The sequence below is a fragment of the Rhodopila sp. genome (assembly GCF_965277165.1).
GTDB lineage: Bacteria > Pseudomonadota > Alphaproteobacteria > Acetobacterales > Acetobacteraceae > Rhodopila.
The window spans coordinates 435983-447181 of the sequence record NZ_CBDICE010000006.1 but is presented as its reverse complement, the minus strand read 5'-3'; the positions used below and the strand labels follow the sequence as shown (position 1 = coordinate 447181).

At 67.5% G+C, this 11199-nt stretch carries 9 protein-coding genes; 3 read left to right on the top strand and 6 right to left on the bottom strand.

Features of this window, described 5'->3' with window-relative positions:
- Positions 1 to 127 precede the first annotated feature (127 nt).
- From ACQY4Y_RS13655 to ACQY4Y_RS13645, 3 genes are read right to left on the bottom strand one after another with little or no spacing between them, the layout of a single operon-like run.
- Positions 128 to 1330, bottom strand: coding sequence for a CaiB/BaiF CoA transferase family protein (locus ACQY4Y_RS13655; protein ID WP_428491160.1), 1203 nt, complete (start codon positions 1328 to 1330; stop codon positions 128 to 130).
- An 8-nt stretch (positions 1331 to 1338) separates the two neighbouring features.
- Positions 1339 to 2682 (bottom strand): LLM class flavin-dependent oxidoreductase, encoded by a 1344-nt coding sequence (locus tag ACQY4Y_RS13650; protein ID WP_428491159.1) that lies wholly within the window; start codon positions 2680 to 2682, stop codon positions 1339 to 1341.
- Between the two features lie 50 nt (positions 2683 to 2732).
- Positions 2733 to 3764, bottom strand: a complete 1032-nt coding sequence (locus ACQY4Y_RS13645; protein ID WP_428491158.1) for an LLM class flavin-dependent oxidoreductase — start codon at positions 3762 to 3764, stop codon at positions 2733 to 2735.
- 94 nt (positions 3765 to 3858) lie between these two features.
- On the opposite strand from ACQY4Y_RS13645, the gene ACQY4Y_RS13640 reads away from it, so the two are divergent.
- Positions 3859 to 4605 (top strand): SIR2 family NAD-dependent protein deacylase, encoded by a 747-nt coding sequence (locus ACQY4Y_RS13640; RefSeq protein WP_428491157.1) that lies wholly within the window; start codon positions 3859 to 3861, stop codon positions 4603 to 4605.
- Here the strand turns inward: ACQY4Y_RS13640 and ACQY4Y_RS13635 are convergent.
- Positions 4602 to 5768: an acyl-CoA dehydrogenase family protein gene (locus ACQY4Y_RS13635; RefSeq protein ID WP_428491156.1), complete on the bottom strand. Its 1167-nt coding sequence runs from the start codon at positions 5766 to 5768 to the stop codon at positions 4602 to 4604. The two genes, ACQY4Y_RS13640 and ACQY4Y_RS13635, sit on opposite strands and share 4 nt — an antisense overlap.
- Before the next feature lie 91 nt (positions 5769 to 5859).
- Here ACQY4Y_RS13635 and ACQY4Y_RS13630 point away from each other — a divergent pair, with 91 nt between their 5' ends.
- Positions 5860 to 6216 (top strand): rhodanese-like domain-containing protein, encoded by a 357-nt coding sequence (locus ACQY4Y_RS13630; protein ID WP_428491155.1) that lies wholly within the window; start codon positions 5860 to 5862, stop codon positions 6214 to 6216.
- A gap of 9 nt (positions 6217 to 6225) precedes the next feature.
- Here ACQY4Y_RS13630 and ACQY4Y_RS13625 read toward each other — a convergent pair whose 3' ends face one another.
- On the bottom strand, positions 6226 to 8307 hold the full coding sequence (locus tag ACQY4Y_RS13625) for a tetratricopeptide repeat protein (RefSeq protein WP_428491154.1): 2082 nt from the start codon (positions 8305 to 8307) through the stop codon (positions 6226 to 6228).
- Between the two features lie 99 nt (positions 8308 to 8406).
- A complete protein-coding gene (locus ACQY4Y_RS13620) occupies positions 8407 to 9981 on the bottom strand; it encodes a gamma-glutamyltransferase (protein WP_428491153.1) in 1575 nt (524 codons plus the stop codon).
- 229 nt (positions 9982 to 10210) lie between these two features.
- On the opposite strand from ACQY4Y_RS13620, the gene ACQY4Y_RS13615 reads away from it, so the two are divergent.
- On the top strand, positions 10211 to 10912 hold the full coding sequence (locus tag ACQY4Y_RS13615) for an EI24 domain-containing protein (RefSeq protein ID WP_428491152.1): 702 nt from the start codon (positions 10211 to 10213) through the stop codon (positions 10910 to 10912).
- The last annotated feature ends 287 nt before the right edge of the window (positions 10913 to 11199 follow it).

The window sequence follows — 11199 nt, the reverse complement described above, 5'->3', positions numbered from 1 at the left end:
CGATTGAGATCGTGCCGACTAGGTGGCTGCCCGATTCGATGGCTGCGACGCGGCATTCGTAGCGCAATTTCGCGCGCTTCACCACGCATCGGCGTCGCGCGGCCGGGGAGCGGGCTGGCCGCCCTGATCATTCGGTCGAACCGACGACAGCGCCGGCTTCCAGCAGGGCAGCGATTTCGGACCGCGAATATCCGGCCTCGGCCAACACTTCCCGCGAATGTTCGCCCAGCCGTGGCGACTGCCGGTGGATGCCGCCGCGCGCGCGATCGGCGCCGAATTCAATCGGCAGCGCCGGCAGACCGACCTTCTTGCCCTCGGCACCGCCGATGCGGGAGATGAAGACATCGAGCAATCCGCCGGTCGCCAGCAGATGCGGGTCGGTGAACAGATCGCCCGGCTGACCGACCCTGGCCCAGGACACGTTGGCTCGCTGGCAGCGGGCTTCGACGACGGATTGGGGGATTTGCGACAGCACCTGGCGCAGTGCCGGAATCAGCCAGCTGCGTTCCCCCAGGCGAGCCAAGTTGGTGCCCAGGCGCGGGTCGGCGGCCAGTTCGTGCAGGGAGAATTCCTCGACGAAGCGCGCCCATTGTTGATCGGAGGTCACGCCGATGAACAGTTGGCCGTCGCCGGCGGTTTCGAACACCTCGTAGATTGCCCAGGCTCCGCGGCGGGCCGGCATCGGGCGGGCTTCCAGGCCGGTGGCGGTCATGCCGGCCATGTGGGTGCTCATGAGGAACGCCGCACTTTCGAACAGCGCGCTGCCAACGCGCTGACCCTTGCCGGTGTGTTCGCGTTCCCGCAGCGCGGCCTGGGCGGCGACCACGCCGAACACCGCGCCCAGGATGTCGATGACCGAGGCGCCGGCGCGCAGCGGCTGACCGACCGGGCCGGTCATGAACGCAAGACCGGTCTGGAACTGCACCACCTCATCCAACGCCGGGCGGTTTTCGTACGGGCCGGCGAGATAGCCTTTCAGCGCCAGATAGATCAGCCGCGGGTTCAGCGGCGCGAGCTGGTCGTAGCCGCAGCCCAGCCGTTCCATGGTGCCGGGTCCGTAGTTTTCGAGCACCAGATCGACGCTGGGCACCAGGCGGTGGATCACCGCCTGCCCGTCGGGGTGCTTCAGGTCCACCGCCAGGCTGCGCTTGTTGCGGCTGAACGCGGCGAAGAACCCGGCCGCGAAGCCGCCCAGGCCGCGGGTATGGTCGCCGTTCGGCGCGGGTTCGACCTTGATCACGTCGGCGCCGAGTTCGGCGAGGATCAGGCCGGCGGTCGGACCCATGACGGTGTGGCTGAATTCGAGCACGCGGAGGCCCGCGAGCGGCACCGCCGGCGTCATGGTTTCGTTACGGGATCAGGAAAGAACCGGTTCGGCGGTCTTGGCAACCCGAGGTTCTCCCGCAGGGTGCGGCCTTCGTATTCCTTGCGGAACAGACCACGGCGTTGCAGCTCGGGGACAACGAAGTTGACGAAGTCGTCGAGGCCGCCGGGAACATAGGGGAACATCACGTTGAAGCCGTCGCAGGCCTCGGTTTCCAGCCATTCCTGCATGCGGTCGGCGATCGATCCTGGTGTGCCGGTGAAGGCGAGCCCGCCATAGCCGCCGGCGATCTGGGCAAGCTGTCGCACCGTCAGATTGTCGCGCCTGGCACGATCGATCACCCGCTGGCGGCCGCTCTTGCTCTGGTTGGTTTCCGGGATCTCGGGCAGCGGACCATCGAGGTCGAAGCGCGAGGCATCGACACCGAGCGCGATCGACAACGAGCCGATGCCGCTGTCGGGATGGACCAGGCTATCGAGCAGGTCGCGCTTGCGCTGCGCCTCGACCATGGTGTCGCCGACGACGACCAGGGCGCCGGGCAGGATCTTGATGTGGTCGGGGTCGCGGCCCACTGCCCGGGCGCGCGCCTTGACATCGGCGTAAAAGGCCTGCGCGTCGGCCATTGGACCGCCGGCGGCGAATACCATTTCAGCGGTCTCGGCGGCGATCTGGCGGCCGGCCTCGGAGGCGCCGGCCTGGACGATGACCGGCCAGCCCTGTACCGGACGGGCAATGTTCAGCGGGCCGCGAACCGAGTAGTGCTCGCCCTTGTGGTCGAGCAGGTGCATACGTTCGGGATCGAAATAGATTCCGTTCTCGACGTCGCGGATGAAGGCATCGTCGGCCCAACTGTCCCACAGGCCGGTCACCACATCGTAGAACTCGCGCGCCATGGCGTAGCGTTCGCCGTGTTCGACGTGACTTTCCAGGCCGAAGTTGCGCGCCGCCTCGGGGTTCGAGGTGGTGACCAGATTCCAGCCGGCACGACCGTTGCTGATGTGATCCAATGAGGCGAATTTGCGGGCGATGTGGTACGGGTCATTGAAGGTGGTGGATGCGGTTGCGATCAGTCCGAGCCGTTCGGTCAGCACCGCGAGGGCGGGCAGCAGGGTGAGGGGATCGAACGAGGTGGTGGTCGCGCTGCGCTTCAGGGCGTTCATCGGCATGTTGAGCAAAGCCAGATGGTCGGCCATGAAGAAGGCATCGAACCTGCCGCGTTCCAACGTCTGAGCGAAGCGGGCGATGTCGCGGAAATTGAAGTTGGCGTCGGGATGGGCGCCGGGATAGCGCCACCACGCGGTGTGGATACTGACCGGGCGCATGAAGGCGCCCAGTCGCAATTTCCGCCGCTCGGTCATGGGTCCGGCTCCGATCTGTTACCCAGAGACTACCGGTTCAGCGCGCCGTTTCAAAGCCGGCGCACCCGGGGCATGATTTCGGCGGCAAAGCGTTCCATCTCGGCTTCGAACGGCTGGAACTGCAACATGAACAATTCGATGCCGGCGTCGGCGAATTGGCGGATGCGTAGGGCGACCTGATCGTAGCTGCCGACCAGGCCGGCGGCGGTGCCACCGTTGCTGCCCACCCGCGGGGTCTTCGACATGGTCCGTGCCATGACCGAGGCAGGATCGGTGTTGGCGCGCTGCAGCTCGCGGATCGGCGCGTCCAGTTTCGCCAGGTCGGCGAGGCGGACCAGCGCGGCCTGCGCGCGGGCCTCGGTGTCGCGGGCGATGACGAAGGCGGACAGCCCGAATTGCAGCGTCCGCCCGGTGCGCGGGCGCGCGCTGACATCGGCGATCAGGGTGCGCACATCGGCCAACGGCTGACCGTTGATGAACCAGACATCGCCATGGTCGGCGACCAGGGCGCGGGCCGGTTCCGATTCACCGCCGACATAAATTTTTGGTCGCGCGCGGAACGGATCGGCGGGACGCAAGGTGTAGTCATGGACGTTGAAATAGCGGCCGCGGAAGTTGACGGTCTCGCCGCGCATCAGCGGTTCGACCACCGCAATCCATTCCCGGCCGTAGCCGTAACGTTCGTCGTGCGGAGCGAACGGGATGCCGGCCTTTTCCAGCTCCGGCATGTTCCAGGCGTTGACCAGATTGAGCGCGAAGCGGCCGCGGCTGATGTGTTCGATCTGCAGCGCCATCTTGGCCAGCACGACCGGATGATAGAGATAGGGTTTGATGGCGGTTATGATCTCGATGCGGCTGGTCACCGCGGCCAGCGCGGCGGACGACGTCCAGGCCTCGAGCTGATCGTCCGGCGCGTGATGGGGGTTGATGGTGTGCTGCGCCACCAGCGTGCTGTCGAAACCCAGGCGCTCGGCCTGTTGGATCAGGGCCAGGTTGCGCTGCCAGGACGCGTCGTAGGGTTCTCCCGGATCCTGCAAGGCGCCGCGGCTGCCGTGAACCAGTGCCCAGATCCCGAAGCGCATTCCGCCGGCCTCCTGATTGGTCTGTAACCGAGCCGGGGCGGGCTGTCGAGCGAGCGGCGATGTGATAGGTCGGTGCGGTGCAGGAGGCGTTGCGATGGACCAGGAACTGCGACAACTTGCCGGCCTGATCGACGCCGCGGAGCGGATCGTGCTGTTCACCGGGGCCGGCATCAGCACCGAGTCCGGTATTCCCGATTTCCGCAGTCCGGGCGGCATCTGGACCAAGCAGACGCCGATCGATTTTGCCGATTTCATGGGCTCGGACGAAGCCCGCCGGGAGACCTGGCGCCGACGCTTCGCGATGCAGACGGTGCTGCGCCAGGCGGCGCCCAATCGCGGTCACCGCGCGGTGGCGGAACTGATCCGCGGCGGCCGGGCGGCGGCGGTGATCACCCAGAATATCGACGGGCTGCACCAGGATTCCGGCATCCCCGATGACAAGGTGATCGAGCTGCACGGCAACACCACCTATGCGCACTGCCTGGACTGCGGCACGCGTTACGAGATCGAGGCGTTGCGGGTCGATTTCGAAAGCGATCGGATCGTGCCGCATTGCGCATGCGGTGGCTGGGTCAAGATGGCGACCATCTCGTTCGGCCAGTCGATGCCGATCGAGGCGATGCGGCGGGCGGAGGACGAAACCCTGCGGGCGGATTTGTTCATCGCCATCGGGTCGTCGCTGGTTGTCTATCCGGCAGCCGGATTCCCGGAACTGGCGAAGCGCAACCGATCGGCCCTGGTGATCGTCAACCTGCAGCCGACCGGGCTGGATGATGTCGCCGACCTGGTGCTGAAGCGGCCGATCGGCGATGCGCTGGGGGCGGTCGTCGGGGTGGATTAATAGGACTTCGGCAGGTCCAGCACGCGTTCGGCCAGGTAGCTGAGGATCAGCTCGCGGCTGACTGGGGCGAGGCGCGGCAGCATGCTTTCGCGGAACAGGCGTTCGACGTGATATTCCTGGGCGTAACCCATGCCGCCATGGGTCAGCACCGCCTGTTCGGCGGCGTGATAGCCGGCCTCGGCCGCCAGGTATTTCGCGGCGTTGGCCTCGGCGCCGCATTCGCGCCCGGTGTCGTACAGCCAGGCGGCCTTGAAGGTCAGCAGATGGGCGGCTTCCAATTCCGCCCAGTTCTTCGCCAGCGGGTGCTGGATGCCCTGGTTCTGCCCGATCGGGCGATTGAACACCACGCGCTCCCGAGCATAGCGCGTCGCCTTGGCGAGGGCGGCGCGACCGATGCCGACGGCCTCGGCGGCGAGCAGCACGCGTTCGGGGTTGAGCCCGTGCAGCAGGGCGCGGAATCCCTCACCTTCCTCGCCGATGCGGTCCTCGACCGGGACCCGCATGTCCTCGAAGAACACCATGTTCGAATCGACCGCGTGGCGGCCCATCTTGTGGATCAGCCGCACCTCGGCGTGGGTCTTGTCGAGGTCGGTATAGAACAGTGTCATGCCGTGCGATTTGCGCTTCACCTTATCCAGCGGCGTGGTGCGCGCCAGCAGCAGGATCTTGTTGGCGACCTGGGCGGTGGAGGTCCAGATCTTGGTGCCGTTGATGCGGTAGTGGTCGCCGTGCAGGTCGGCCCGGGTTGTTATCTCGGTGGTGTTGAGACCGGCGTTCGGTTCGGTCACGCCGAAGCAGGATTTGTCCTTGCCCTCGATCAGCGGCGGCAGCATGCGCGCCTTCTGCGCCTCGGTGCCGAACACCACGACGGGGTTGAGGCCGAAGATGTTGATATGGATGGTGCTGGCCCCGCTCATGGCGGCGCCGGATTCGGCGACCGCCTGGGCCAGGATGGCCGCTTCGGTGATGCCAAGGCCGGCGCCGCCATAGGCCTCGGGCATGGCGATGCCGAGCCACTGGCCGGCGGCCATGGCGTCGAAGAAGGCGTCGGGGAAGGTCGCGGTGTTGTCGCGCTCCAGCCAGTAGGTGTCGTCGAACCGGGCGCACACGCGCAGCACCTGTTCGCGGATTTGCTGTTGCGCTTCGGTGAAGGCGAAGTCCATTGCGGCGACCCCTTTCAGGCTGCGTCGGCGAATGCGATCATAGCGCGCGACGTGATGTTTGGCGAAATTGGCGCGACGAAAGGAACCCGGGATGGGGCTGTTGGACGGATTGCGTGGCCGCGGCGCCGCGGCGTCATTCGACTGGGTGGAAACCGACGCGCTGCCCGCGCTGCTCGACAGTGCGTCCCCGCCGGTGCTGATCGACGTGCGGGAACCGGCGGAATTCAGCGGGCCGCTTGGTCATATCGAGACCGCGCGCAACATCCCGTTGAACGATGTCGCGGCGCGCACCGCCGATCTGCTAGCCGAACGACGACCGCTGGTGCTGGTTTGTCATACCGATAAGCGGTCCGCCGCGGCGGCGGAGCAACTGGTGCGGGCCGGGGCTACCAAAGTAGCGGTGCTGCGCGGCGGCATGGTCGGGTGGCGGTCTCGTCGGGCGGACTGATCGAGCGGCCTACTCATCGCCCAGCGCCGATCGCCAGTGCGCCAGACGGGCGTGCAATGCCTGGCGTTCCACGGCGGTCAATTTGCTCTGCGCGTCCCTGGAATAGGCCACCGCTTCGACCCGCCATTGGTTGCCGCTGGCGTGTTCCGCCGCGAGCGTCAGCCAGGTTGCTGCTTCCACCAGATCGTAGCTGCCGTCGAGGCCGATCATGATGGCATAGCCCAGCATACCGGCCGCCACCGGGTCCCCCGCCTCGGCTGCCTTGCGTTCCCACTGCAGCATCAGCGCATCGTCGGCTGGTGCGCCATCGCCGTTGGCGTAGGCGATGGCCAACTTGCGTTCGGCCGAGGCGATGCCGCGGTTGGCGGCGATGGCGTAATGTCGCACCGCCTCGGCGCGGTGGCGCGGCAGGACGGCGGAGCCCTGCCAGTAGAGGTCGCCGATCCTCTCCTCGGCCAGCGGTTCACCATGGTCGGCGGCCAGCCGATACCAGCGCAGCGCCACCAGGTCGTTGCGCGGCTGTCCCAGTTCGCCGTGTCTGGCGATGTCGCCAAGCCGCATCTGCGCGGCGGTGACGTTGCTGTTGCCGGCGAGTTGATACCAGGTCAGTGCCTCGTTGGCGTCGCGCGCCACGCCGGTTGCCTCGTCGTATGAACGGCCAAGCGCGAACCAGGCGGGCGGGAAGCCGAGTGCCGCGGATCGGCGATACCAGGCCAGCGCGTCCTGGCTGGATCGCTCGCCGACCCATCCGGTCGCGTAGCCTTCGGCCAGGTCGAACGCCGCCGATCCGACGCCGGCCGCGGCCGCCGTCCGATATAATTCTGTTGCGGTTACGTTATCGCGAGCTACGCCGTCGCCGCGATGATACATCCCGGCCAGTTGATTTGTAGCGAGGCCGCAACCATGATCCGCGGCGTGGCGCAACAGCGCGACCGCCCCGGCGGTGTCCCTGGCGAGGCCGGATCCGTGCAGCAGCAACATCGCAAGATGGAAGCGCGCGAGCGCCAGTTCGCGGCCGCGGTAGGTGGCGGGGTCCTCGGTCAGAAACGGCGCGTCTTTCCTGGCGGCGTCGATCGAGCCGCGTAGCCATTTCGCGGCCTCCGCCGGATTGGTGGCGACGGTCTCGATTCCCAGCTTTGCCGCGGCCAGCGCGTTGCCATGTTCGGCGGCGTCGAGCAGATAGTCGTGCGCCTGCCCAGGGTCGCGGGCCACTCCCCTGCCCTGGGTGTAGATTTCGGACAGCAGGTACATCGATTCGGCATCGCCATGGTCGGCCGAACGCTTGAGCCAGGCGGCCTGTTCGAGCGGATCGCGCGGCGTGCCGATGCCGTCGCCGAACGCCAAACCGAGCAGACGTTCCGCTATCGGGTCGTTCTGCTGGGCCGCCCAGACGTACAGGGTGAAGGCGCGGGCCGGATCGCGGTCGACGCCCAATCCCCGTTCATAGAGCAGGCCGAGACGGACCTGGGCCAAGGCGAAGCCATGATCCGCCGCCCTTCGGTACCAAGCCGCGGCCTGTGCCGGAGCCGCCGGCCCGGTTCGGCCGGTTTCCAGGAACAGCCCGAGATTGGCCTGTGCCCACGGGTTGTCCTGTTCGGCCGCGCGGCGCGACCATTCCACCGCCAGCGCCCAATCTTGCGGCAGTCCGTCGCCATAGGCATAGACCACGCCAAGTGCGGCCTCGGCCTCGGCGTCGCCCGCGTCCGCCGCCTGGCGCAGCAGCGACGCGGCGCGTTCGGGGTCCTTCTCGATGCCGTTGCCCCGCAGCAGCAACAGTCCGAGTTCCCGGCGCGCCGCGTCCGAACCGAGATCGGCGGCGCGGCCGAACCAGCGTGCCGCCTCCGCCGCGTCGGGCGGCGTGTCGATGCCGTCGGCGTACATCCGGCCGATCTCGGTCGCCGCCGCGGCGTCGCCGCTGATCGCCTGGTGCATCAGGTCGTTCCACTGCCGATAGACCACTGCCGGCCTTGGCGATTGCGGCAGCGCCGGGCCGCCGGCCGGTGAGGGGGATGCCAGTGCGGGGGAAGCCAGTCCGGCGGGGGCCCAGGCCGCCAGGGCGATGGCGACCGAGGCGCAGACGGCGCGATACATGCGTGATGACTCCTCACGATTTCGTGCATATCACCGCATGTTGGCACGAAAGTGAAGTTATTTCTGCCGCAAAATCGCCATCATCTTGGATACGTATCGTTACCGCTGGGCGAGCGCCGCCGACCAGGGCGAGGCGACATCGCTGATCCCGCAACGGGTTCCATCGGGTTCGACCACGATGACGTTCGGACAGGCGAAATTGATCGGCATGACGCCATGCTCGACCAGTTCGGTAGGGGCATCGGCGGCCAGCGCGGCGAGCACCTCGGGGTCCAGCCGCCGGTCTGCGGATACCCCGTCGGGATCGGACACATCGATGCGCGGGTGATGCGCGGCTTGTTGCGGATCCATGGCGAAATCGGTGAGGAACGCCAGCATCTGGCAGACCGAGGCGAGGATCCGCCGGCCGCCCGATGCGCCCCCCGCCAGGACCGGCCGGGCGTCGTCGCGCAGCAGGATCGGCGACATGTTGGTCAGCGGCCGCTTGCCGCCGGCGATCGAATTCGGCTGACCGGGGCGCGGATCGAACCACATGACGCCGTTGTTCATCAGCACGCCCGATTTGGGCAGCACCACCCGGCTTCCCATCGACGACAGCAGGGTGGTGGTCATCGCCACCATGGTGCCCTCGGCATCGCAGGTCGTCAGATGTGTGGTGCAGGTGTCCGCCGCTAGCGGATCGGCGTCGCCCAACCCTTCGAGGCGTTCCTTGTAGGCTTGCCTCATGGCCTGGGCGAAGGCCACGAACCACGCGGCATCCGGTTTGGCGCCGACCGGGACCGTGGCCATTTGCTCAAGCACGCGGATCATCGTCGGCGCCGCGGTCAGGCCGCCGGCGAGTTGCAGCGTGTGGTCGCGCCAGGGGAACTGGGTGGCCGGGCGCAGCACCGCCTGGCACGACCGCAGGTCGTCGGCGTCGAGCAATCCGCCCATCGCCTTGACGTCAGCGATGATCGCGCCGGCCAGATCGCCTTCGTACTGGTCGCGCAGGCCGTGACGGCCGAGATGGGCCAGCGTGTCGGCCAGCGCGCCGAGCCGGAAAAACCCCGGCGAGCCTTGATAGGGAGCCACCGGCGGCAGGCCGTCGGGCAGATAGATGCGGGCGCTTTCGGGGTAGCGGCGCAGCACTGATGCGGACGTGCCGACCTTCAAGGTGGTGTACCAGTCCTGCGGCAATCCGCGCCTGGCCAGGGCGATGGCCGGGGCGATCACCTCGGCCAGCGGCAGCTTGCCCCAAGTGCTGTGCATTTTCTCGTAGCCGGCGGTCGAGGACGGGATGGCGAAGCTGAGCGGGCCGTGGATGTTGGCGTCGTCCTGCACTTCCGGCCACGCGAACAGGTCGCGCTTGACCCGCCCGGTGAGCCGGAAGGCTGCCGGATCCAGCCGTCGCGGCGCGACGGGGCCGAAATCCACCACGTCGGCCATCGGCTGCCCGGCGCGATGCACCAGCGCGAAGCCGATGCCGCCGAGGCCGGAGTTCCAGGGCTCCACCGCCGCCAGGGCCAGCGCGGTTGCCACTGCGGCATCCACCGCGTTGCCGCCGGCGTTCAGGATCGCCACCCCGGCCTCGGCGGCGCTGCGCACCTGGGAGACGACGATGCCGCGGCGGCCGCGTGCCATCGGCTTCGAAACGATCCAATTCTGGGTGAAGTGGGGTGATGGGGCGTAGGTCATGCCTTGGGGCTCCGCAGGCGGTTGAAGGCGCGCATCCAGGGCAGCCGCCGGGTCGCGCCGAGTCAAGCCTGGGCGGCGGGGCATGCCGGCGGTGCAGGCCTGGCGGCGGGTTTGCCAAACCGAGGTCGCCTCGCCTATCCAGGCGCCGGCGCTTTTGCCGCAACCTGTTCAACATGCGCACGGCCAATGGCGCGCGTTGTCGCCCGGCACACCGGGTCTGGAAGTCCGCATGCGGCGTTTCGGTTCCGCGCATCTGCTATTGCCGTTCAGCCGCGCGGTCAGCCAGTTCGATGACCCAACGTTCCGCGGCGTGGTGGTGCTCAGCGTCGCCTGGTCGGTGGTGGGTTTCGTGGCCTTGCTGGCGGCCTCGATCGGGATCGTCCACCGCGTGCTGGCGCTGCATGGCTGGTGGGCCTGGGGCGCCGACGCGCTGGGTTCGATCGCCACCTCGCTGCTGGCGTTGTGGTTGTTTTTGCCGGTCGCGGCGGCGATCGGCACGCTGTATTTCGACCGCATCGCGGCCTCGGTCGAGCGTCGATTCTATCCGTGGCTACCGCCGCCGAACGGCGCCTCGCTGTTGGCCCAGGCCTGGGACGGCATCGCGGTCGCGCTGCGGGTGCTGGGGCTGACGCTGGTCGGCCTGGTGCTGGCGATCGGGCTGCCCGGCATTGGCCTGATCCTGGGTTGGATGGTCACCGCCTACGCTATCGGGCGCGGGCTGTTCGTCGCGGTGGCGATGCGACGGATGCCCCGCGAAGCCGCCGAGTCGCTGTATCGGCAGAATCGCGGCGTGGTGCTTTGCCAGGGCGCGATTCTGGCGCTGGCGGCCTATGTTCCGCTGGTCAATCTGTTGATCCCGATTCTTGGCGTGGCGGCCATGGTGCATGTGCTGGACATCGTGCTGACCGAGGCGGCGGCGTCCGGCCGATAATGATTCGCTACCGGTTTTATCGCACAACCCCTCATTGGATTGTTGTTTGCGCCGCATACACCATGCTAGGTATCGCGCTTCAATGATACGCGATACGTCGCTTTTTGTTTGAGTATCCGATTCATGCGCCGAATCGCGGACGCCCTGCGTCTGGCGTTTCCGTGGTCTGGCGCTTCCGTGCGATCGGATACGAAGCGAGGGTTGCGTCTCCAGTTTGGTAAGGTGCCGTGTTCAAACGTCGCAAACCCGACGAACCTGCTTCGGCAAGGATCGATGACCCGTTGCCG